This window comes from Streptococcus pseudopneumoniae, from assembly GCF_001070815.1.
Taxonomy (GTDB): Bacteria; Bacillota; Bacilli; order Lactobacillales; family Streptococcaceae; genus Streptococcus; species Streptococcus pseudopneumoniae_P.
Genome location: NZ_JVLX01000020.1, coordinates 19,532 through 42,064 on the forward strand (window position 1 = coordinate 19,532; position 22,533 = coordinate 42,064).

The window sequence follows — 22,533 nt, forward strand, 5'->3', positions numbered from 1 at the left end:
ATGATGGCAAAAGAAATACAAGAATGGTTTCCTGAAGCTCAGATTTCAGACCAACCAGTAGAGAAAGAGGGTTATCTCACTCTTCCTTTAGCTTCTCAACAGTGGATTTTGCTGGAGGAAGCTGGGCTCAGCGAGCGTGAAAAGCAGTTGATTTCACTTTTGACCCAGCAGGAGCAGGCTCGTTCGCTCAATCCTTGGTATTCTTTTTTGATTGAGGGGAAGGGACAGACACCACAAACTTTTAAAAAGATTCAGTTGGCCTATTGTCATCTTTCCTATTTTCATCAGGAAAATCTAGCTTCTTGGCTGGATATGATGCGGACTCTATTTCCTAACTGTCAGACAGTGCTTCAGGTCGGAGCTCAGGATTATGTTTTCGTGCTTCAGCAAGATAAATACACCTCTGTACGAGCTATTTTAAGTGATACGATTGAAGCGGTAGAGTATGACTTTGGACTTCGTCTGTCTATCATGTTGGGCCAGGTTTGGTCTCAGACGAGAAATCAAGCCCTATCAGACTTAATCAAAGCTGAGCGCGAGTTGTTCAAGACTTGGTGGCGTCAGGGTCACCAAGGTGTTCATACTTTTTCTCAGCTCTATCTTTGGAGTATGGGAGAAAGACTTGTGGACTTGAAGGCAATCAAGGAATGCTTGCACCAGATGATCTTGGATCAAGACCAGATTCAGGAGATTGTTCTCTCCCTTTGGGAAAATAGTGCTGTTCTCACTAAAACAGCCCAGCAACTCTATCTGCACCGCAATTCTCTCCAATACAAGATTGATAAGTGGGAAGAATTGACAGGGCTACAGTTGAAGGAATTGACTGACCTGACCCTGTGTTATCAATTGATTTTACCAGATATTTTATAAAGTTTTGTGCAAGTTGCACAGAACTTTTTTATTTTTTTGGTCACCTTGCCATAGAAATATAAAGCGTTTTCATCTATAATAAAACTATCAAAAGACAAAAGGAGTTCACCTCATGGTAGAATTGAATCTTAAAAATATTTACAAAAAATATCCAAACAGCGAACACTATTCAGTTGAAGACTTCAACTTGGACATCAAAGACAAAGAATTTATCGTTTTCGTAGGTCCTTCAGGATGTGGTAAGTCAACAACTCTTCGTATGATTGCTGGTCTTGAAGACATTACAGAAGGTACTGCATCTATCGATGGCGTGGTTGTCAACGACGTAGCTCCAAAAGACCGTGACATTGCCATGGTATTCCAAAACTACGCTCTTTACCCACACATGACTGTTTATGACAACATGGCTTTCGGTTTGAAATTGCGTAAATACAGCAAGGAAGACATTGACAAACGTGTGCAAGAAGCAGCAGCAATCCTTGGTTTGAAAGAATTCTTGGATCGTAAACCAGCTGACCTTTCAGGTGGTCAACGTCAACGTGTTGCCATGGGTCGTGCCATCGTCCGTGATGCAAAAGTGTTCTTGATGGACGAGCCTTTGTCAAACTTGGATGCCAAACTTCGTGTATCAATGCGTGCTGAAATCGCTAAAATCCACCGTCGTATCGGAGCTACAACTATCTACGTAACTCACGACCAAACAGAAGCGATGACACTTGCAGACCGTATCGTTATCATGTCAGCAACTAAGAACCCTGCTGGTACAGGTACTATTGGACGTGTAGAACAAATCGGTACTCCTCAAGAAGTTTACAAAAACCCAGTTAACAAATTCGTAGCAGGATTCATCGGAAGCCCAGCTATGAACTTCATCAATGTGAAATTGGTTGGAAGCGAAATTGTTTCTGACGGTTTCCGTTTGAAAGTTCCAGAAGGTGCTTTGAAAGTTCTTCGTGAAAAAGGCTACGAAGGTAAAGAATTGATCTTCGGTATTCGTCCAGAAGACGTGAATGCAGAACCTGCTTTCCTTGAAACATTCCCAGAATCAGTTGTAAAAGCTACTATCTCAGTATCAGAATTGCTTGGTTCAGAATCTCACCTTTACTGCCAAGTTGGTAAAGACGAATTTGTTGCCAAAGTGGATGCTCGTGACTACTTGCAAACAGGTGCAACAGTTGAGCTTGGATTTGACTTGAACAAAGCCCACTTCTTCGATGTAGAAACTGAAAGAACAGTTTACTAAGATAAATGAAACTCAAAACACTGCTAGAAATCTGGCAGTGTTTTTTGCGGTTGAGTAGAAAAAACTCCTGGGACATTCCAGGAGAGTATGAGTAATTATTTGAACTTGAATCCTTCATAAATAAGCTCTACTTTTGGATTTTGTTTCTTAATCTGTTTGGAGAGTGACTTCATCATAGAAAGAGGACCACACATATAGACGCTTGCCTGTTCGGGTACTTTTTCTTGATCGAAATTAATATAGCCGTCTTTCCTACTGTCTACTAGATGGAGTTTAAAATTAGGATTTTTCTGAGCATAGTCACGGAGCAAATCTAGATAAACTGCATTTTCCTCTCCACGGAAGCTATAGTAGAAGTGAACTTGTTTATCTAAAATAGGATGTTCACGGATGTAAGAGATGAAGGGGGTAATCCCAATACCTCCAGCAATCCAAACCTGATTTTCTCGTCCTTCTTCTATAATCATGTGCCCGTAAGCTCTGTCAAGTGTTACTTTGCTGCCGACTTGAAGATTGTCATAGATATTCTTGGTATGGTCACCTGAATTTTTAACAGTAAAGTAAAGAGTTTGATCATGACCTCCTGAGATAGAAAAGGGATGCGGAGCGCTTTCAAAGCCTTCTTGGAAAATCTTTAGGAAGGCAAATTGTCCTGCTTGATAGTTGAAAGGTCTGCTAAGATGGATTTGAATTTCTCTAGTATCGTGATTTAAGTGTTTGAGATTGGTAATTTTCCCTAGATAGGGGAAGCCAATCTTTTGATATAGAAAAATGATATAAAAACCAGCTAGTAAGCCTAAAAGGGCATAGCTACCAACAAGAAAACTTAGAAGATTAAATGTAAGGAGACGATTGCCCATCATCATGTAGACATGAAAGAGTCCGAAAATATAAGCTAGGTAAACCAGGCGGTGAATCCATCGCCAAGCTTCGTATTGGATGTATTTGCCTAAATAGGCGACAAGGATGATGCTGACAAAGATATAGATGGCAAGATTTCCAAACTGAGCAGCTAAACGAGATCCCCACAAACCGCCCATACTAAAGTTATGAAAGATTAGTAGGATGATGGATAGAAAGGCTGTGAATTTGTGGACGGTGTAGACCTTCTCCAAACCGTGAAACCAGTTTTCTAGTATTGGGAGACGAGTGGCTAGGATAAAAGTCAGAGATAGGCTTGTTAAAGCTAGTCCTGGAATCATGAATTGGGGAGAAGTGTTCATCCAAGTCAAAATAGTCAAGACAAGACTAGCTATGATAAAGAGTAGTCCTTTGAGTGATTTCATAGAAAATTCCATTTCATTTAGCTTTCGATTTGTTGTAAACAAATTTGTTACATTTTATCATAGAAAAAGTATGGTGTCAAATCTAGGTGTGTGAATCTCTGTTCTCATCAAAAAACTCTCCAATTGAACTGGAGAGTGGTTGTTTATTCTGCGGCTTGTTGCCAACGTTTTGCTAGCATATGAGACAGGCTCGAAATTGCTAGGTTGAAGCTGAAGTAGATGAGGGCAATCAGGATATACAGACTGAAGACCTGCTCTGGTTCGAAATAACGGCCCATGAGAATTTGGCTAGCTCCAAAGAGTTCTTGTAGGGCGATAACAGAGTAGAGGAGACTGGTATCCTTGATCACGGTTACAAACTGAGAAATGATGGCTGGCAGCATTTTACGAATGGCTTGTGGGAGAATGATGTGGTAGAGGATTTGTGCAGAAGTAAATCCTTGTGACATTCCTGCTTCGTACTGCCCCTTATCCACGGCATTGAGGCCACCTCGAATAATCTCAGCCAAGGCTGCTGAGGTAAAGAGAGTGAAGGCGGTGATTCCTGCTGGAGTGGACTTCATCTTAAAGACTAAAAAGATAGTGAAAATCCAGAGGAGGTTGGGAACGTTACGCACAAACTCGATGTAAATGCTGGAGATGATTCGCAAGACAGGATTTTTGCCATTTCTCATGACAGCTAGCACCGTACCGATGAGGGTAGAGAGGACGATGGCAATTAGAGAAATATAGAGGGTCAAGCCAAATCCTTTAAAGATAAAGACTAGGTTATCTGGGGTCAAAACTTCTAAAATGGATTCCATAGTAACCTCCTAAAGCGAATAGGCTTTTTTGTTTGCTTGCTCCATCTTGCGACCAAACTGGGCAACAGGGAAGCATAGAGAGAAGTAGAGCAGGGCAGCGCCTAAAAAGGCTGGAATGTAGTTTCCGTTAAGTGCCGACCAAGACTTGGTCACAAACATCAAGTCCACTCCAGAGATGATAGCGACTGTCGAGGTGTTTTTGATGAGGTTAACAATTTGGTTGGTCAAAGGAGGGAGAATGATACGGAAGGCCTGAGGCAAGATAATTAAGCGCATGGCACTGATATAGGTAAATCCTTGCGACAAGGCAGCCTCCATCTGACCGCTAGGGATGGACTGAATTCCTGAACGAATAACCTCAGCAATATAAGCGCCGTGATAGAGCCCTACGCAGAGTACAGCTGTCCAATAAATTGGAATCATGATGATATGATCACTGATAAGAGGTAGGCCATAAAAAACGATAACAAACTGCACCAAGAGGGGAGTGTTTTGGTAAAATTCCACAAATATGCGAGCTAAGATTCGCAAAATTGGACGTTTGCTGGTTGACATGGCTCCAAAGAAGATGCCTAAAACCATGGCTAGGATAAAGGATCCGATAGCTAGGGCAAGGGTGAAGAGGAAACCATTGAAAAATTGTCCAAAATCCTGAAAATAGGCAGTCCAAGATGATAAATCTGTCATGATGTGTCCTCCTTAATCTGCGGTATGGCTAGATGGTTTGAGCTTGTAACGGTCATAAAGTTTCTGCAAACTACCATCTTTGCTCCATTTAGTAACCAAGTTATCAAGATAATTGTTTAGCTCTGTATTTGATTTCTTGGTAACGATACCGTAGTCAGATGGCTTGAAACTATCATCTAGTAGTACTGTACGCTTGCTGATGTAGCCAGACAGAATCGAGCGGTCAACGGAAAAGGCATCTATACGATGAGCGTGCAGGGAAGTAATCAATTCTGGGTAGGAACCAAGTTCGACGAATTTAAACTTCAGACCTTTCTTTTTACCCAGTTCAGTAATCAGGCGTTGGGTGATGGAACCTTGGGCGACTCCGATGGTTTTGCCATTTAGGTCCTCAATCTTTTTGATTTTGGCAGATTTATTGACCAAAAATCCAGATGCGTCTGTGTAGTAGGGACTGGTAAAGTTGTAGAGTTTTTTGCGTTCGTCTGTGATGGTAAAGGTCGCGATATCCATATCGACCTGTTCATTGTCTAGAAGGGGTCCACGGGTTTGTGCGGTAACAGGCACATAGCGAACTTTGACCTTGAGCTCATCTGCTACCATTTTGGCCAAGTCGGTTTCGATACCAGAATAGGTCCCTGTCTTGGGATCCTTATAGCCAAAGTTGGGAACGTCTTGTTTGACACCGACAACTAGTTCGCCTCTCTTTTGAATATCTGCGACACTGGTATCAGCCTGAACTGGTTTTGCAGCAGCAAGGCCGAAAAGGCTAATCAATAATGCTGATAAAAAGAATTTCTTTTTCATAGGCGCCTCCTTATTTGACTTTGTCACTTTCGTGGTTGATAATTTTACTGAGGAATTGTTGAGCACGAGGTTCGCTTGGATTGTCGAAAAAGTCATCAACATCTGTCGTATCCACTAAAACTTCTCCGTCAGCCATAAAGATGATGCGGTCGGCAACTTCACGGGCAAAGCCCATTTCATGGGTCACGACAATCATATTCATACCATCGTGGGCTAATTTTTGCATAACTGCCAGAACATCGCCGATGGTTTCAGGATCAAGAGCAGATGTTGGCTCATCAAAGAGGAGGAGTTCCGGATGCATAGCGAGTCCACGTGCGATGGCAATTCGTTGTTTTTGTCCACCGGATAGCATGGCTGGATAAGAATCTTTTTTGTCCCACATATTTACAAATTCTAGATATTTTTGGGCTGTTTTTTCAGCTTCTTTTTTATCAATTCCTAGAACTTTTATGGGTGCGAGTGTTACGTTTTCTAACACTGTTTTGTGAGGGTAAAGGTTAAAATGCTGGAAAACCATGCCGACTTCCTTGCGAAGAGGAACCAAATCTTTCTGGCTGGCACCAGCAACTTGGTGCCCATTTACTAGAAGACTTCCTTTGTCTACAGCCTCCAAACCATTAATGGTGCGGATAAGAGTGGATTTTCCAGAACCAGATGGTCCGAGTAGGACAACGACTTGTCCTTTTTCAAAACGGAGATTGATGTCGCGGAGTGCGTGGTAGTCTCCGTAATATTTTTCGACGTGTTCAAATTCTACTAAAGCCATAAGGAATCTCCTTTGTGTTAGATTTTATAACATGATTCTACACCAAAAAAATTGCCTTGTCAAATCATATCTGAAAAAATTCACTAAAATTTTATAAAAAAGCAATCTGGATAGAGAAAAAGCCTAAATCATGTTATAATGAAGCAATAGAATTCTTAGAAAGAGTGGATGTCTTTTTGATAACACCTACTTATGAATGGCAGTTTGCCCCGCAGGTAGAAGATGCGGATTTTACAAAGATAGCCAAGAAGGCTGGACTGGGTCCTGAGGTGGCTCGGTTATTATTTGAGAGAGGGATTCAGAAGCAAGAAAGTTTGAAGAAGTTTTTAGAACCTTCCTTGGAGGACTTGCATGATCCTTATCTGCTCCATGATATGGACAAGGCAGTGGAACGGATTCGTCAGGCCATTGAAGAAGGGGAAAATATTCTCGTCTATGGAGATTACGATGCGGATGGCATGACTTCGGCTTCTATTGTGAAGGAAAGTTTGGAACAGCTTGGTGCTGAGTGCCGTGTTTACTTGCCCAATCGTTTTACAGACGGTTATGGACCTAATGCCAGTGTCTATAAGTACTTCATCGAGCAAGAAGGAATTTCCTTGATTGTGACAGTGGATAATGGAGTTGCTGGTCACGAGGCTATTGAACTGGCTCAGTCTATGGGAGTGGATGTCATTGTGACTGACCACCATTCCATGCCTGAAACCCTGCCTGATGCCTATGCCATCGTTCACCCTGAACATCCAGATGCGGACTATCCTTTCAAATATTTGGCTGGTTGTGGAGTGGCTTTCAAGCTGGCGTGTGCTCTTTTAGAAGAAGTGCAAGTGGAATTGCTTGATTTGGTCGCTATTGGAACCATTGCTGATATGGTGAGTTTGACGGATGAAAACCGCATTTTGGTGCAATATGGTCTGGAAATGTTGGGGCATACTCAGCGTATTGGTCTACAAGAAATGCTGGACATGGCTGGGATTGCTGCAAATGAAGTAACAGAAGAAACGGTTGGCTTTCAGATTGCCCCTCGTTTAAATGCCTTGGGGCGCTTGGATGATCCTAATCCAGCTATTGATTTGTTGACTGGATTTGACGATGAGGAATCACATGAGATTGCCCTCATGATTCACCAGAAAAATGAAGAGCGCAAGGAAATCGTCCAGTCTATCTATGAAGAAGCTAAGACCATGGTGGATTTTGAGAAGAAGGTCCAGGTTTTGGCTAAGGAAGGTTGGAATCCTGGGGTTCTGGGTATCGTGGCTGGTCGTTTGTTGGAAGAACTAGGGCAGACAGTCATCGTTCTTAATATAGAGGACGGTCGTGCCAAGGGTAGCGCTCGTAGTGTTGAAGCGGTCGATATTTTTGAAGCCTTGGATCCTTATCGTGACCTCTTCATTGCATTTGGTGGTCATGCTGGCGCAGCAGGAATGACGCTGGAAATTGAGAAACTCTCAGATTTATCTCAGGTTTTAGAAGACTATGTCCGTGAAAAAGGTGCAGATGCTGCTGGCAAGAATAAGTTAAACCTAGATGAAGAGCTGGATTTGGAGACTTTGAGTCTTGAAACAGTCAAGAACTTTGAACGTTTAGCTCCCTTTGGAATGGACAATCAGAAACCTGTCTTTTATATCAAGGATTTTCAGGTTGAAAGTGCTCGTACTATGGGAGCAGGCAATGCCCATCTCAAACTGAAAATCTCTAAGGGTGAAGCCAGTTTTGAAGTGGTGGCATTTGGACAAGGCAGATGGGCAACGGAGTTTGCTCAAACCAAGAATCTAGAGTTAGCAGTCAAATTGTCTGTCAACCAATGGAATGGCCAAACCGCTCTTCAGTTGATGATGGTGGATGCGCGTGTGGAGGGTGTTCAACTCTTTAATATTCGTGGGAAGAATACCACCTTGCCAGAGGGGGTTCCAGTCTTGGATTTTGCTGGAGAAGTGCCAGATTTAGCGACTAGTGAAGCTGTTGTCGTGAAAACTATTCCTGAGGATATTACCCTGCTGAAAACTATTTTTCAGGAACAGAATTTCTCTGCTGTCTATTTCAAAAATGATATTGACAAGGCCTATTATCTGACAGGTTATGGGACTAGAGAACAGTTTGCCAAATTGTACAAGACCATTTATCAGTTTCCAGAGTTTGATATTCGTTATAAGCTGAAAGATTTGGCAGCTTATCTTAATATCCAACAAATCTTGCTGGTCAAGATGATTCAAGTATTTGAAGAACTAGGTTTTGTGACGATCACAGATGGTGTGATGACAGTCAATAAAGAGGCACCAAAGCGAGAGATAGGAGAAAGTCAGATTTACCAAAATCTCAAACAAACCGTTAAAGACCAAGAAATGATGGCACTAGGTACCGTGCAAGAAATTTATGACTTTTTAATGGAAAAAGAGTAGAAGTTAGGAAAGAGTTGGGCAACCAGCTCTTTTTTGAAAACAAATCTTCATTTTGAAAATCATCAAAAAAATGGTATAATGGTAGGAAAAGATTCGGCTAAAAGTAATAGTGCTTTTAGAATAAGAGGGCAAGCAACCCTATAATCAAGATAAACTAAGCTTTCGGAGGAAAAATGAGTAATATCAGTCTAACAACACTTGGTGGTGTACGTGAAAACGGGAAAAATATGTATATCGCTGAAATCGACGGGTCTATTTTCGTTTTGGATGCAGGTCTAAAATACCCTGAAAATGAACAACTAGGGGTGGACGTCGTTATTCCAAATATGGACTACCTTTTTGAAAATAGCGACCGTATCGCAGGTGTCTTCTTGACCCACGGGCATGCGGATGCCATTGGTGCACTGCCTTATCTCTTGGCTGAAGCCAAGGTACCTGTATTTGGGTCTGAGTTGACCATTGAGTTGGCCAAACTCTTTGTTAAAGGAAATGATGCGGTTAAGAAATTCAATGATTTCCATGTTATTGATGAGAATACGGAGATTGATTTTGGAGGGACTGTGGTTTCCTTCTTCCGTACGACCCACTCTATCCCAGAGAGTCTGGGTGTGGTCTTGAAGACGGCTGAGGGCAGCATCGTTTACACAGGGGACTTCAAATTTGACCAGACAGCTAGTGAATCTTATGCGACAGACTTCGCTCGTTTGGCAGAAATCGGTCGTGACGGAGTTCTAGCTCTGCTCAGTGATTCAGCCAATGCAGATAGCAATGTTCAAGTGGCTAGTGAAAGTGAAGTTGGGGATGAAATCACTCAAACCATTGCGGACTGGGAGGGACGTATCATCGTTGCGGCAGTAGCCAGCAACCTCTCTCGTATCCAGCAGGTGTTTGACGCTGCGGATGCAACAGGGCGTCGTGTGGTCTTGACAGGGTTTGATATTGAAAATATCGTCCGCACTGCTATTCGCCTCAAGAAATTATCCCTAGCTAACGAAAGTCTTTTGATTAAGCCAAAAGATATGTCTCGCTTTGAAGATCATGAGTTGATTATCCTTGAGACAGGTCGTATGGGTGAACCTATCAACGGTCTTCGCAAGATGTCGATTGGTCGCCACCGTTATGTGGAAATTAAGGACGGTGACCTAGTCTATATCGTAACGACTCCGTCTATCGCCAAAGAAGCAGTCATGGCACGTGTGGAAAATATGATTTACCAAGCTGGCGGGGTTGTCAAACTGATCACTCAAAGCTTGCGCGTGTCAGGTCACGGAAATGCGCGTGATTTGCAGTTGATGATCAATCTCTTGCAACCTAAGTATCTCTTCCCAATTCAAGGGGAATACCGTGAGTTGGATGCCCATGCTAAGGCTGCTATGGCAGTTGGTATGTTGCCAGAACGCATTTTCATCCCTAAAAAGGGAACCAGCATGGCTTATGAGAATGGGGACTTTGTTCCAGCTGGAGCGGTTTCGGCAGGGGATGTCTTGATTGACGGAAATGCCATCGGTGATGTTGGAAATGTGGTTCTTCGTGACCGTAAGGTCTTGTCAGAGGATGGTATTTTCATCGTAGCAATTACCGTTAATCGTCGTGAGAAAAAAATTGTGGCTAAGGCCCGTGTTCACACGCGTGGATTTGTTTATCTTAAGAAGAGCCGCGATATTCTCCGTGAAAGTTCAGAATTGATTAACCAAACGGTAGAAGACTATCTTCAAGGAGATGACTTTGACTGGGCAGATCTCAAAGGGAAGGTTCGTGATACTCTGACCAAGTACCTCTTTGATCAAACTAAACGTCGTCCAGCCGTTTTACCAGTGGTGATGGAAGCAAAATAATCATTGAAATAAACAGAGGGAAAGTCGAATTTCGGCTTTTTCTTATCGGAAAATAGAAGGAGAAAATCATGGCAGTAATGAAAATCGAGTATTACTCACAGGTATTAGATATGGAGTGGGGGGTGAATGTTCTTTACCCCGATGCCAATCGAGTGGAAGAACCAGATTGCGAAGATATCCCTGTTTTGTATCTTTTACACGGGATGTCTGGCAATCATAACAGTTGGCTCAAGCGAACCAACGTAGAACGCTTGCTTCGAGGAACCAATCTCATCGTTGTCATGCCTAATACCAGCAATGGTTGGTACACAGATACTAAGTATGGTTTTGATTACTACACAGCTCTAGCAGAGGAATTGCCACAGGTTTTGAAACGTTTCTTCCCTAATATGACTAGTAAGCGTGAAAAGACCTTTATTGCTGGTCTTTCTATGGGAGGTTATGGCTGTTTCAAATTGGCTCTTGCAACAAATCGTTTTTCTCATGCAGCTAGTTTTTCAGGTGCTCTTAGCTTTCAAGATTTTTCTCCTGAAAGCCAAAATTTGGGAACACCAGCTTATTGGAGAGGTGTGTTTGGGGAGATTAAAGATTGGACAGCTAGCCCTTATTCTCTTGAAAGTCTGGCTAAAAAATCAGATAAACAGACCAAGCTTTGGGCTTGGTGTGGCGAGCAAGATTTCTTGTACGAAGCCAATAATCTCGCAGTGAAAAATCTCAAAAAACTGGGCTTTGATGTGACCTATAGCCATAGTGCTGGAACTCACGAATGGTACTACTGGGAAAAACAATTGGAACGGTTTTTAGCAACTCTTCCAATCGATTTCACATTAGAAGAGAGATTGAGCTAAGTTTTTATAAATGAACCACTATTTATAGTTATTCTTGGCTTAAAAACAATGATGGAAGTCTATTTTCGCTAGACTTTTTAATCGAAAATAGTAAAATAGTAGAGAGATACTAGTTGAAAGAGAGAAAAATATGTATCGTTATCAGCTTGGGATACCATTATCAGAGTATGATGGTTTTGTAAAAGAACATCCCATGGTTAATCTATTACAAAGCAGTGCTTGGGAAAAAGTGAAATCTGAGTGGAATCATGAGAGACTTGGTGTCTATGAAGAGGGGAAGTTACTGGCTGTGGCTAGTATTCTCATAAAGTCCCTCCCTTTTGGGTATAAAATGTTTTACATCCCAAGAGGACCTATATTGGATTACAGGGATACAGAACTTTTAAAGTTTGTCCTGCAGTCTATTAAGTCTTATGCTCGCAGTAAGAGAGCGGTTTTTGTTACTTTCGATCCAAGCATTTGTCTATCTCAACATTTGGTCAATCAAGATAAAACAGAATATCCTGAAAATCTTGCTATTGTTGATATTTTAGGGCAATTAGGAGTGGAATGGTCTGGGCAGACAATCGAGATGGATGACACCATTCAGCCTCGTATTCAGGCGAAAGTATACAAGGAAAATTTTACAGAAGATAAACTTTGCAAGTCAACAAAACAAGCTATTCGATCCGCTCGAAATAAGGGTGTAGAGATTCAGATTGGTAGAGATGAATTGTTAGAATCTTTCTCGTTTTTGATGAAAAAAACTGAGAAGCGAAAAGATATCCATTTGAGGAATGAAGCCTATTATAAAAAATTGTTAGATAATTTTAAGGACAAGGCCTACATTACGCTGGCTACTCTGGATATCGCTAAGCGTTTACGAGAATTAGAAGAACAGTTAGCGAAAAACTTAGCGTTGGAAGAAGCGTTTACTGAGTCGACTCGAACTTCAAAAGTAGAAGCCCAGAAGAAGGAAAAAGAGCGTTTGGTAGAAGAAAGAGATTTCTTGCAGAGATATCTGAATGAAGAAAAATCAAACATTCCTTTAGCAGCTACTTTGAGTTTGGAATTTGGTAATACCTCTGTTAATCTATATGCTGGTATGGATGATGCTTTTAAACGTTATAATGCACCAATTTTAGCTTGGTATGAAACAGCTCGCTATGCTTTTGAGCGAGGTATGGTGTGGCAAAATTTAGGTGGTGTTGAAAACTCTCTCAATGGTGGACTTTACCATTTTAAGGAAAAATTTAATCCAACGATTGAAGAATACTTGGGTGAGTTTACAATGCCCACCCATCCTCTTTATTCTCTGTTAAGAATCGCTCTTGATTTTCGCAAGGCATTAAGAACAAAACATCATAGAAGGTAAGTACATGGCATTAATTACACTCACAAAAGAAGAATTTCAAGCTTATTCTGATCAGGTCTCTTCTCGTTCTTTTATGCAATCTGTCCAGATGGGGGACTTGTTAGAAAAAAGAGGGGCTCGAATTGTTTATCTTGCATTGAAACAAGAAGGAGAAATTCAAGTTGCAGCTCTGGTTTATAGCTTGCCCATGCTGGGTGGCCTACATATGGAGATCAATTCGGGGCCGATTTATACCCAACAAGATGCTCTCCCAGTTTTTTATGCGGAGTTAAAAGAATATGCCAAGCAAAATGGTGTATTAGAGTTGCTTGTAAAACCTTATGAAACTTATCAAACTTTTGATGGTGAAGGTAATCCAATAGATGCTGAGAAAAAAAGTATTATTCAAGGTTTGACTGATTTAGGTTATCAATTTGATGGTTTAAAAACAGGTTACCCAGGTGGAGAACCGGATTGGTTATATTGTAAAGATTTGAATGAGCTAACTGAAAAGACCTTGCTTAACAGTTTTAGTAAAAAGGGGAAAGCTTTGGTGAAAAAGGCTGATACATTTGGTATTCAGTTGAAAAAATTAAATCGTGAAGAACTTTCAATTTTTAAGAATATAACAAAAGAAACCTCTGAACGTAGAGAATATAGTGATAAAAGTTTAGAATATTATGAGCACTTTTATGATTCATTTGGAGAACAAGCGGAGTTTGTAATTGCTAATCTAAATTTAGGAGAATATATACAAAATTTAATACATAAGCAAAAAGAATTATCTGAAAAAATAGCTACCTCACTACTCTTATTAGAACAATATCCAGATTCTGCACAAAAGAAAAAAGAACACAAAGAATTGGCTAGGCAGTATGAAAGTTTTGAAGTTCGAAAAGCAGAAGCACGAGAGTTGATTGAAAAATATGGAGAGAAAGATCTTGTCTTAGCAGGTAGTTTATTTATTTATATGCCTCAAGAAACGACCTATCTTTTTAGTGGTTCCTATACTGAGTTTAATAAATTTTATGCACCAGCTTTGCTTCAGAAATATGTTATGTTGGAAAGCATAAAACGTGGGATCCCTAAATACAACTTCCTAGGGATTCAAGGGATTTTTGATGGTAGTGATGGTGTTTTACGTTTTAAACAAAATTTTAATGGTTATATTGTACGTAAAGCAGGAACTTTCCGTTATTATCCATCTCCCATAAAATATAAAGCTATTCAGTTACTTAAAAAAATATTAGGACGCTAAGATAAGAAAATCGGTCTTTAGGTTTCTTTCAGCTTGTTTTAGTAAAATAGCTTTTATTTGCTAGAAAGGTGGAGGGACATGCGCTGGATTTTTCGTTTGATAGGGGCTTTCTTTTCTTTTGTGTGGCGTTTGTTTTGGCGTCTAGTTTGGATAGCTTTTCTTTTGTGTGCTTTTGCTTTTGGACTTCTCTGGTATCTGAACGGTGATTTTCAAGGAGCGCTAAAGCAAGCAGAACGGTCAGTCAAGATTGGTAAACAAAGTATCGACCAATGGGAAAAAACAGGGCAACTGCCTAAGTTGAACCAGACAGATAGCCACCAACACTCTGAAGGAAGGTGGCCGCAGGCTTCTGCTCGTATTTACCTAGATCCGCAGATAGATTCACGCTTTCAAGAAGCTTATGTAGAAGCGATTCAGAATTGGAATCAAACTGGTGCCTTTAAGTTTGAACTGGTGACTGAGGCCAGCAAGGCAGATATCTTGGCTACGGAGATGAATGACGGAGGTACTCCTGTGGCAGGAGAGGCAGAAAGTCAGACCAATCTCTTGACGGGGCAATTCTTGTCTGTCACGGTACGGTTGAATCACTATTATCTGTCCAATCCAAACTATGGCTATTCCTATGAGCGCATTGTCCATACAGCAGAACATGAGTTGGGGCATGCGATTGGCTTGGACCATACAGATGAGAAGTCTGTCATGCAACCTGCAGGTTCTTTTTATGGTATCCAGGAAGAGGATGTTGAAAGACTTCGAAAATTATATGAGACCAATGAGTAGGGGACTATCTTTCCCTACTTTTTTGCTATAATGGAACTATGAACAACTTGATTAAATCAAAACTAGAGCTCCTGCCGACCAGCTCTGGTTGCTACATTCACAAGGATAAAAACGGTACGATTATCTATGTAGGAAAGGCTAAAAATCTGCGTAATCGCGTGAGATCCTATTTCCGCGGAAGTCATGATACCAAAACAGAGGCCTTGGTGTCTGAAATTGTGGATTTTGAGTTTATCGTTACGGAGTCCAATATTGAGGCACTTCTCCTGGAAATCAATCTGATCAAGGAAAACAAGCCCAAGTACAATATCATGCTCAAGGATGATAAGTCTTACCCTTTCATAAAAATCACCAATGAGCGCTATCCTCGTTTGATTATCACCCGTCAGGTCAAAAAGGACGGAGGTCTTTATTTCGGTCCCTATCCAGATGTGGGCGCAGCCAATGAAATTAAGCGATTGCTGGATCGGATTTTTCCTTTTCGAAAGTGTACCAATCCGCCCTCTAAGGTCTGTTTTTACTACCATATCGGCCAATGTATGGCCCACACCATCTGCAAGAAAGATGAGGCCTATTTCAAGTCCATGGCTCAGGAGGTTTCCGATTTCCTAAAAGGACAGGATGACAAAATCATCGATGATCTCAAGGGCAAAATGGCAGCTGCAGCCCAGTCTATGGAGTTTGAACGTGCGGCAGAATACCGTGACCTGATTCAGGCTATTGGAACACTTCGAACCAAGCAACGGGTCATGGCCAAGGATCTCCAAAATCGGGATGTCTTTGGCTACTATGTGGACAAGGGCTGGATGTGTGTTCAGGTTTTCTTTGTTCGTCAGGGCAAGCTTATTGAGCGCGATGTCAATCTTTTTCCCTACTACAACGATCCGGATGAGGACTTCTTGACCTATGTGGGACAATTCTATCAAGAAAAATCTCATCTAGTTCCCAATGAGGTACTGATTCCGCAGGATATTGACGAAGAAGCCGTCAAGGCTTTGGTGGATACCAAGATTTTCAAACCCCAGCGTGGAGAGAAAAAGCAACTGGTCAATTTGGCTATAAAGAATGCTCGAGTCAGTCTAGAGCAGAAGTTCAACCTGTTAGAGAAATCTGTCGAAAAGACACAAGGAGCTATTGAAAATCTAGGTCGTTTGCTCCAAATACCGACCCCAGTCCGCATCGAATCCTTCGATAACTCTAATATCATGGGGACCAGTCCTGTTTCAGCCATGGTGGTCTTTGTCAACGGCAAACCAAGTAAGAAAGATTACCGTAAGTATAAAATCAAGACCGTAGTCGGGCCAGACGACTATGCGAGTATGAGAGAAGTCATTCGCAGGCGCTATGGTCGAGTACAGCGTGACGGTTTGACTCCTCCAGATTTGATTGTCATCGATGGGGGACAAGGTCAAGTCAATATCGCCAAGCAAGTCATACAAGAGGAACTGGGTCTGGATATTCCCATTGCAGGTTTGCAAAAAAATGACAAGCACCAAACCCATGAATTACTTTTTGGAGATCCACTTGAGGTGGTGGAGTTGTCTCGCAATTCTCAGGAATTTTTCCTGCTCCAACGTATCCAAGATGAGGTCCACCGCTTTGCTATTACTTTCCACCGTCAACTGCGCTCCAAAAATTCTTTTTCATCACAACTGGATGGAATTGAAGGGCTGGGACCTAAACGCAAGCAGAATCTCATGAAGCATTTCAAGTCTTTGAGCAAAATCAAGGAAGCCAGTGTGGATGAGATTGTTGATGTTGGAGTACCTAGAACGGTTGCAGAGGCTGTACAGAGGAAGTTGAACCCGCAGGAAGAAGAGGAATTAGCTCAAGTGGCGGAAGAAAGAGTAGATTATCAAACGGAAGGAAACCACAATGAACCATAAAATCGCAATTTTATCAGATATTCATGGCAATACAACTGCCCTAGAAGCAGTGATTGCAGATGCTAAAAATCAAGGAGTCAGTGAATACTGGCTTCTGGGAGATATTTTTCTTCCCGGTCCCGGTGCAAATGACTTGGTCGCCCTGTTAAAGGACCTTCCTATAACAGCCAGTGTTCGAGGCAATTGGGATGATTGTGTCCTTGAGGCCTTGGATGGTGAATATGGTTTGGAACATCCGAAAGAAATCCAGTCAATGCGCATGACCCAGTTTTTGATGGAGCGAATGGATCCTGCAACGATTGTCTGGCTACGAAGCTTGCCTTTGCTGGAAAAGAAAGAAGTTGAGGGACTGCGTTTTTCTCTCACACATAATTTACCTGACAAAAACTATGGTGGAGATCTACTGGTTGGGAATGATACAGAAAAATTTGACCAACTGCTAGATGCGGAAACCGACGTGGCAGTCTATGGTCATGTTCACAAGCAATTGCTTCGTTATGGCAGTCAAGGGCAACAAATCATCAATCCAGGGTCGATTGGCATGCCCTATTTTAATTGGGAGGCGTTAAAAAATCACCGTGCCCAGTATGCCGTGATAGAAGTTGAAGATGGGGAATTGGTAAATATCCTATTTCGTAAAGTCGCTTATGATTATGAAGCGGAGTTAGAATTGGCCAAGTCCAAGGGGCTTCCCTTTATCGAAATGTATGAAGAGCTACGTCGTGAAGACAACTATCAGGGGCACAATCTGGAACTATTAGCAAGCTTAATAGAAAAGCATGGGTATGTAGAGGATGTGAAGGATTTCTTGGGGGCTATAAAGTCAGAATATAAGATAGACTAGTTTCTTTAAGTAACTGAAAATTAATTGGAACTGGATGAGGGGCTTCCTTATTTAAATGATTTTCTTCATTCGGTTGCTTATCCTTGTTCCAATTTCTTTCTATGAAAAATCTCTGCAAGCTCTTTCAAAATATGGTAGAATGGAAGCAGTAGAATTAGAAAAGGAAATCGATTATGAAATTTCTTGAATTAAACAAAAAACGTCATGCGACTAAGCAGTTCACTGATAAGCCAGTTGATCCCAAAGATGTGCGTACGGCTATCGAAATTGCAACCTTGGCTCCAAGTGCCCACAATAGCCAACCATGGAAATTTGTGGTGGTTCGTGAGAAAAATGCTGAATTGGCAAAGTTGGCTTATGGCTCGAACTTTGAGCAGGTATCATCAGCACCTGTAACCATTGCCCTCTTTACAGATACGGACTTAGCCAAACGTGCTCGCAAGATTGCCCGTGTCGGTGGTGCTAAAAATTTCTCAGAAGAACAACTTCAATACTTCATGAAAAATTTGCCTGCGGAATTTGCCCGTTACAATGAACAACAAGTCAGCGACTACCTAGCCCTCAATGCAGGTTTGGTTGCTATGAACTTGGTTCTCGCTCTTACAGACCAAGGAATCGGATCAAATCTGATTCTTGGTTTTGACAAATCAAAAGTCAACGAAGTTTTGGACATCGAAGACCGTTTCCGCCCAGAACTTTTGATTACGGTAGGCTATACGGACGAAAAATTGGAACCAAGTTACCGCTTGCCAGTAGATGAAATCATCGAGAAAAGATAGAAGGAAGATAATATGACAGCAATTGATTTTACAGCAGAAGTAGAAAAACGCAAAGAGGACCTCTTGGCTGACTTGTTTAGCCTTTTAGAAATCAACTCTGAACGTGATGACAGCAAGGTTGATGCCCAGCATCCATTTGGACCTGGGCCGGTAAAAGCCTTGGAAAAATTCCTTGAAATCGCAGACCGCGATGGCTACCCAACTAAAAATGTTGACAACTACGCAGGACATTTTGAGTTTGGTGATGGAGAAGAAGTTCTCGGAATCTTTGCTCACATGGACGTGGTTCCAGCTGGTAGCGGTTGGGACACAGACCCTTACACACCAACTATCAAAGACGGTCGCCTTTATGCGCGTGGGGCTTCGGACGACAAGGGTCCTACAACAGCTTGTTACTATGGTTTGAAAATCATCAAAGAATTGGGACTTCCAACTTCTAAGAAAGTTCGTTTCATCGTTGGAACAGACGAAGAATCAGGTTGGGCAGACATGGACTACTATTTCGAGCACGTAGGACTTGCAAAACCAGACTTCGGTTTCTCTCCTGATGCTGAATTCCCTATCATCAATGGTGAAAAAGGAAATATTACTGAATACCTCCACTTTGCAGGAGAAAACAATGGTGCCGCTCGTCTTCATAGCTTCACAGGTGGACTGCGTGAAAATATGGTACCAGAATCAGCAACAGCAGTCGTTTCAGGTGATTTGGCTGACTTGCAAGGGAAATTAGATACTTTTGTTGCAGAACACAAACTCAGAGGAGAACTCCAAGAAGAAAACGGTCAGTACAAGGTGACCATCATTGGTAAATCAGCCCACGGTGCTATGCCTGCTTCAGGTGTCAATGGTGCGACTTACCTAGCCCTCTTCCTCAGCCAGTTTGACTTTGCTGGACCTGCAAAAGACTATCTTGAAATTGCTGGTAAGATTCTTTTGAACGACCACGAGGGGGAAAATCTCAAGATTGCCCATGTGGATGAAAAGATGGGTGCCCTTTCTATGAATGCCGGAGTCTTCCGCTTCGACGAAACAAGTGCTGACAATACGATTGCCCTTAATATTCGTTATCCAAAAGGAACCAGCCCAGAGCAAATCAAGTCAATTCTTGAAAACTTGCCAGTTGCTTCTGTTAGCCTTTCTGAACACGGTCACACTCCTCACTATGTGCCAATGGAAGATCCACTTGTACAAACCTTGTTGAATGTCTATGAAAAACAAACTGGTCTTCAAGGTCATGAACAAGTCATCGGTGGTGGTACCTTTGGTCGCTTGCTCGAACGTGGAGTTGCCTACGGCGCCATGTTCCCAGACTCAATTGATACCATGCACCAAGCCAATGAATTTATCGCCTTGGACGATCTCTTCCGAGCAGCAGCAATCTACGCCGAAGCTATCTATGAATTGATCAAATAATGATATAGAAGTCTGAGATTGTATGCTTGGACTTCTTTTTGGAGGGAAAGTAGATGTCTCAAATTGAAAGAATCAAGCAGGCTATTATGGCAGATCCACAGAATGCCAGCTATACAGAGCGTGGCATTGAGCCTCTCTTTGCAGCGCCCAAGACTGCTCGCATCAATATCATCGGTCAGGCACCTGGACTTAAAACCCAAGAAGCAGGACTTTATTGGAAGGATAAAAGTGGTGACCGCTTGAGAGACTGGCTAGGTGTGGATGAAGATACCTTTTACAATTCAGGCTATTTTGCTGTTTTGCCCATGGATTTCTACTTTCCAGGGCATGGCAAGTCAGGTGATCTGCCACCGAGAACTGGCTTTGCTGAAAAATGGCATCCGCAGCTCTTGCAAGAATTACCAGATATTCAATTGACCCTCTTGATTGGCCAATATGCTCAAGCCTACTATTTGCAGGAGAAAGTCAGTGGCAAGGTGACAGAACGAGTAAAACATTATCAAAACTATCTGCCAACCTATTTTCCACTAGTTCACCCTTCACCGCGAAATCAAATCTGGATGGCCAAAAATCCTTGGTTTGAGGCAGAAGTGGTGCCAGATTTGAAAAAAAGAATTAAAACTATTTTATAGTCAATGAAAATCAAAGAGCAAACTAGGAAGCTAGCTGCAGGCTGCTCAAAGTACAGCTTTGAGGTTGCAGATAAAACTGACGAAGTCAGCTCGAAACACTGTTTTGAGGTTGTGGATAGAACTGACGAAGTCAGTAACTATACGCACGGTAAGGCGACGCTGACGTGGTTTGAAGAGATTTTCGAAGAGTATTAGGAGAAAAAGAATGAAAGAAATAACCTTTGATGCATTTTACCAGCTTTACCAAAACGACCAACTTTCTTTAGTAGACGTGAGAGAAGTGGATGAGTTTGAAGCACTTCATTTAGAAGGCGCCCATAACCTACCGCTTAGTCAATTGCCTGATACCTATGATCGGTTGGACAAGGACCACTTACATTATGTTATTTGTAAATCTGGAATGAGATCGGCGCGTGCTTGCCAATTCCTATCAGAACAAGGTTATGAGGTTATCAATGTCCAAGGTGGCATGATGGCTTTTGAAGAACTTTAAACAGTAGAATTTTATTTTTAGACAATTCTCATTTTTAAGAATCTTGAAAACATTCAATATTTACTTCGTGAAGCTTTTTTCATGCTCCTATTCATGATATACTAGGTCAGTATTTTATAAATATGAAGGAGATTTTCATGGCTAAAAAAGGTGCCCTAACAGGTTTACTCCTGTTTGGAATATTTTTTGGTGCGGGGAACTTGATTTTTCCGCCTTCTCTAGGTGCTCTATCTGGAGAACATTTTCTTCCTGCCATCGCAGGTTTTGTCTTTTCAGGCGTTGGTATCGCCGTCTTGACTCTTATTATTGGAACGCTAAATCCTAAAGGATATATCTACGAGATTTCAACAAAGATAGCGCCTTGGTTTGCGACTCTTTACCTCTCAGTTCTTTATTTGTCAATCGGTCCATTCTTTGCTATCCCACGTACAGCTACAACAGCTTACGAAGTAGGGATTAGTCCTCTTTTGTCGGATGCAAATAAAGGTCTTGGTTTGATTGTCTTTACAGTTCTGTATTTTGCAGCAGCCTATTTGATTTCGCTTAATCCATCAAAAATTTTGGACCGTATCGGCCGTATTTTAACTCCAGTCTTTGCGATTTTGATTGTTATCTTGGTTGTTCTGGGAGCTTTCAAATACGGTGGAACCAGTCCTCAAGTTGCTTCAACTGCTTATCAAGCTTCTGCCTTTGGTACAGGTTTCCTAGAAGGTTACAATACCTTGGACGCCCTTGCCTCAGTTGCCTTTAGCGTAATCGCAGTTCAAACCTTGAAACAACTTGGCTTCTCAAGTAAGAAAGAATACATTTCGACTATTTGGGTTGTTGGTATCGTTGTTGCCCTTGCCTTCAGCGCTCTTTACATCGGTTTAGGTTTCCTTGGAAATCATTTCCCAGTACCAGCTGAAGCGATGAAGGGTGGAACACCAGGTGTTTACATCTTGTCACAAGCCACTCAAGAAATCTTTGGCTCAACAGCCCAACTCTTCCTTGCAGCTATGGTTACCGTAACCTGCTTCACAACAACAGTTGGTCTGATTGTGTCAACAGCTGAGTTCTTTAATGAACGTTTCCCACAAATCAGCTACAAGGTTTATGCGACAGCCTTTACTTTGATTGGGTTTGCCATTGCTAATTTAGGTCTTGATGCGATTATTAAGTACTCAATTCCAGTACTGGTTATTTTGTACCCAATCACCATTGCCATCGTTATGATTGTCATTGTCAACAAATTTGTGGCTCTTTCAAAACCAGGTATGCAGTTGACAATTGCTGTTGTTACAGCTATTGCTATTGCAAGCGTACTAGGAAGCTCCTTTAAGGTTGAGTTTCTTGCAAACCTTGTCAATGCTCTTCCTTTTGCTAAGGCATCACTCCCATGGTTAGTACCAGCCATTGTCGGAATCTTGCTCTCATTGGTTCTACCAAACAAGCAAGAAAGTGATGTTTTTGAAATGGAATAATCACTAATACTCTTCGAAAATCAAATTCAAACCGCGTCAACGTCGCCTTGTCGTACTCAAGTACAGCCTGCGGCTAGTTTCCTAGTTTGCTCTTTGATTTTCATT

The 22,533-nt window shown here is 41.8% G+C and carries 21 protein-coding genes; 16 read left to right on the forward strand and 5 right to left on the reverse strand.

From position 1 onward, the window contains the following. Both ADG81_RS01975 and ADG81_RS01980 read left to right on the forward strand, forming a co-directional pair. Complete coding sequence (locus ADG81_RS01975; RefSeq protein WP_049550745.1) at positions 1-870, forward strand: helix-turn-helix domain-containing protein; 870 nt, start codon at positions 1-3, stop codon at positions 868-870. A 112-nt stretch (positions 871-982) separates the two neighbouring features. Further along, positions 983-2,113, forward strand: coding sequence for an ABC transporter ATP-binding protein (locus ADG81_RS01980; protein WP_049550746.1), 1,131 nt, complete (start codon positions 983-985; stop codon positions 2,111-2,113). Positions 2,114-2,208: 95 nt separating this feature from the next. Here ADG81_RS01980 and ADG81_RS01985 read toward each other — a convergent pair whose 3' ends face one another. The 5 genes from ADG81_RS01985 to ADG81_RS02005 form a co-directional block, all read right to left on the reverse strand. Continuing rightward, positions 2,209-3,399 (reverse strand): ferredoxin reductase family protein, encoded by a 1,191-nt coding sequence (locus ADG81_RS01985; RefSeq protein WP_049550747.1) that lies wholly within the window; start codon positions 3,397-3,399, stop codon positions 2,209-2,211. A gap of 143 nt (positions 3,400-3,542) precedes the next feature. Further along, on the reverse strand, positions 3,543-4,202 hold the full coding sequence (locus tag ADG81_RS01990) for an amino acid ABC transporter permease (RefSeq protein WP_000443889.1): 660 nt from the start codon (positions 4,200-4,202) through the stop codon (positions 3,543-3,545). A 9-nt stretch (positions 4,203-4,211) separates the two neighbouring features. Then, a complete protein-coding gene (locus ADG81_RS01995) occupies positions 4,212-4,889 on the reverse strand; it encodes an amino acid ABC transporter permease (protein ID WP_000131137.1) in 678 nt (225 codons plus the stop codon). A 12-nt stretch (positions 4,890-4,901) separates the two neighbouring features. Further along, positions 4,902-5,696: a transporter substrate-binding domain-containing protein gene (locus ADG81_RS02000; protein WP_080978017.1), complete on the reverse strand. Its 795-nt coding sequence runs from the start codon at positions 5,694-5,696 to the stop codon at positions 4,902-4,904. A gap of 10 nt (positions 5,697-5,706) precedes the next feature. Next, positions 5,707-6,465, reverse strand: coding sequence for an amino acid ABC transporter ATP-binding protein (locus ADG81_RS02005; protein WP_001229569.1), 759 nt, complete (start codon positions 6,463-6,465; stop codon positions 5,707-5,709). Positions 6,466-6,641: 176 nt separating this feature from the next. Between ADG81_RS02005 and recJ the strand changes: the two genes are divergently transcribed. The 14 genes from recJ (at position 6,642) to brnQ (ending at position 22,428) form a co-directional block, all read left to right on the forward strand. Beyond that, positions 6,642-8,864, forward strand: coding sequence for a single-stranded-DNA-specific exonuclease RecJ (gene recJ, locus ADG81_RS02010; RefSeq protein WP_049550763.1), 2,223 nt, complete (start codon positions 6,642-6,644; stop codon positions 8,862-8,864). A 173-nt stretch (positions 8,865-9,037) separates the two neighbouring features. After that, positions 9,038-10,699 (forward strand): ribonuclease J, encoded by a 1,662-nt coding sequence (locus ADG81_RS02015; RefSeq protein WP_049550748.1) that lies wholly within the window; start codon positions 9,038-9,040, stop codon positions 10,697-10,699. Positions 10,700-10,767: 68 nt separating this feature from the next. Beyond that, positions 10,768-11,547, forward strand: coding sequence for an alpha/beta hydrolase (locus ADG81_RS02020; RefSeq protein ID WP_049550749.1), 780 nt, complete (start codon positions 10,768-10,770; stop codon positions 11,545-11,547). 130 nt (positions 11,548-11,677) lie between these two features. After that, positions 11,678-12,901, forward strand: coding sequence for an aminoacyltransferase (locus tag ADG81_RS02025; protein ID WP_049550750.1), 1,224 nt, complete (start codon positions 11,678-11,680; stop codon positions 12,899-12,901). Between the two features lie 4 nt (positions 12,902-12,905). Further along, positions 12,906-14,138, forward strand: coding sequence for an aminoacyltransferase (locus ADG81_RS02030; RefSeq protein ID WP_049550751.1), 1,233 nt, complete (start codon positions 12,906-12,908; stop codon positions 14,136-14,138). A gap of 78 nt (positions 14,139-14,216) precedes the next feature. Next, a complete protein-coding gene (locus ADG81_RS02035) occupies positions 14,217-14,918 on the forward strand; it encodes a M57 family metalloprotease (RefSeq protein WP_049550752.1) in 702 nt (233 codons plus the stop codon). 38 nt (positions 14,919-14,956) lie between these two features. Further along, the gene (gene uvrC, locus ADG81_RS02040; protein ID WP_049550753.1) at positions 14,957-16,804 is read left to right on the forward strand and encodes an excinuclease ABC subunit UvrC; all 1,848 of its coding nucleotides are present in this window, start codon (positions 14,957-14,959) and stop codon (positions 16,802-16,804) included. Next, on the forward strand, positions 16,794-17,648 hold the full coding sequence (locus tag ADG81_RS02045; RefSeq protein WP_049550754.1) for a metallophosphoesterase family protein: 855 nt from the start codon (positions 16,794-16,796) through the stop codon (positions 17,646-17,648). Before uvrC ends, ADG81_RS02045 begins: the two co-directional genes overlap by 11 nt. A 173-nt stretch (positions 17,649-17,821) precedes the next feature. After that, on the forward strand, positions 17,822-18,427 hold the full coding sequence (locus tag ADG81_RS02050; RefSeq protein ID WP_000670182.1) for a nitroreductase family protein: 606 nt from the start codon (positions 17,822-17,824) through the stop codon (positions 18,425-18,427). A 12-nt stretch (positions 18,428-18,439) separates the two neighbouring features. After that, entirely contained in the window at positions 18,440-19,840 is a 1,401-nt protein-coding gene (gene pepV / locus ADG81_RS02055) for a dipeptidase PepV (RefSeq protein WP_049550755.1), read from the forward strand. 53 nt (positions 19,841-19,893) lie between these two features. Further along, entirely contained in the window at positions 19,894-20,472 is a 579-nt protein-coding gene (locus ADG81_RS02060; RefSeq protein ID WP_049550756.1) for a uracil-DNA glycosylase family protein, read from the forward strand. 3 nt (positions 20,473-20,475) lie between these two features. After that, the gene (locus ADG81_RS09995) at positions 20,476-20,667 is read left to right on the forward strand and encodes a hypothetical protein (RefSeq protein WP_049550757.1); all 192 of its coding nucleotides are present in this window, start codon (positions 20,476-20,478) and stop codon (positions 20,665-20,667) included. A 10-nt stretch (positions 20,668-20,677) separates the two neighbouring features. Continuing rightward, positions 20,678-20,965, forward strand: coding sequence for a rhodanese-like domain-containing protein (locus ADG81_RS02070; protein ID WP_049550758.1), 288 nt, complete (start codon positions 20,678-20,680; stop codon positions 20,963-20,965). Positions 20,966-21,102: 137 nt separating this feature from the next. Beyond that, complete coding sequence (gene brnQ, locus ADG81_RS02075) at positions 21,103-22,428, forward strand: branched-chain amino acid transport system II carrier protein (protein WP_049550759.1); 1,326 nt, start codon at positions 21,103-21,105, stop codon at positions 22,426-22,428. Positions 22,429-22,533: the final 105 nt, after the last annotated feature.

Bases quoted from the DNA above. Each gene is read 5' to 3' on its own strand.
- ADG81_RS01975 (WP_049550745.1), top strand. From the start codon at position 1: ATGATGGCAAAAGAAATACAAGAATGGTTTCCTGAAGCTCAGATTTCA.
- ADG81_RS01980 (WP_049550746.1), top strand. From the start codon at position 983: ATGGTAGAATTGAATCTTAAAAATATTTACAAAAAATATCCAAACAGC.
- ADG81_RS01985 (WP_049550747.1), bottom strand. From the start codon at position 3,399: ATGAAATCACTCAAAGGACTACTCTTTATCATAGCTAGTCTTGTCTTG.
- ADG81_RS01990 (WP_000443889.1), bottom strand. From the start codon at position 4,202: ATGGAATCCATTTTAGAAGTTTTGACCCCAGATAACCTAGTCTTTATC.
- ADG81_RS01995 (WP_000131137.1), bottom strand. From the start codon at position 4,889: ATGACAGATTTATCATCTTGGACTGCCTATTTTCAGGATTTTGGACAA.
- ADG81_RS02000 (WP_080978017.1), bottom strand. From the start codon at position 5,696: ATGAAAAAGAAATTCTTTTTATCAGCATTATTGATTAGCCTTTTCGGC.
- ADG81_RS02005 (WP_001229569.1), bottom strand. From the start codon at position 6,465: ATGGCTTTAGTAGAATTTGAACACGTCGAAAAATATTACGGAGACTAC.
- ADG81_RS02015 (WP_049550748.1), top strand. From the start codon at position 9,038: ATGAGTAATATCAGTCTAACAACACTTGGTGGTGTACGTGAAAACGGG.
- ADG81_RS02020 (WP_049550749.1), top strand. From the start codon at position 10,768: ATGGCAGTAATGAAAATCGAGTATTACTCACAGGTATTAGATATGGAG.
- ADG81_RS02025 (WP_049550750.1), top strand. From the start codon at position 11,678: ATGTATCGTTATCAGCTTGGGATACCATTATCAGAGTATGATGGTTTT.
- ADG81_RS02030 (WP_049550751.1), top strand. From the start codon at position 12,906: ATGGCATTAATTACACTCACAAAAGAAGAATTTCAAGCTTATTCTGAT.
- ADG81_RS02035 (WP_049550752.1), top strand. From the start codon at position 14,217: ATGCGCTGGATTTTTCGTTTGATAGGGGCTTTCTTTTCTTTTGTGTGG.
- uvrC (WP_049550753.1), top strand. From the start codon at position 14,957: ATGAACAACTTGATTAAATCAAAACTAGAGCTCCTGCCGACCAGCTCT.
- ADG81_RS02045 (WP_049550754.1), top strand. From the start codon at position 16,794: ATGAACCATAAAATCGCAATTTTATCAGATATTCATGGCAATACAACT.
- ADG81_RS02050 (WP_000670182.1), top strand. From the start codon at position 17,822: ATGAAATTTCTTGAATTAAACAAAAAACGTCATGCGACTAAGCAGTTC.
- pepV (WP_049550755.1), top strand. From the start codon at position 18,440: ATGACAGCAATTGATTTTACAGCAGAAGTAGAAAAACGCAAAGAGGAC.
- ADG81_RS02060 (WP_049550756.1), top strand. From the start codon at position 19,894: ATGTCTCAAATTGAAAGAATCAAGCAGGCTATTATGGCAGATCCACAG.
- ADG81_RS09995 (WP_049550757.1), top strand. From the start codon at position 20,476: ATGAAAATCAAAGAGCAAACTAGGAAGCTAGCTGCAGGCTGCTCAAAG.
- ADG81_RS02070 (WP_049550758.1), top strand. From the start codon at position 20,678: ATGAAAGAAATAACCTTTGATGCATTTTACCAGCTTTACCAAAACGAC.
- brnQ (WP_049550759.1), top strand. From the start codon at position 21,103: ATGGCTAAAAAAGGTGCCCTAACAGGTTTACTCCTGTTTGGAATATTT.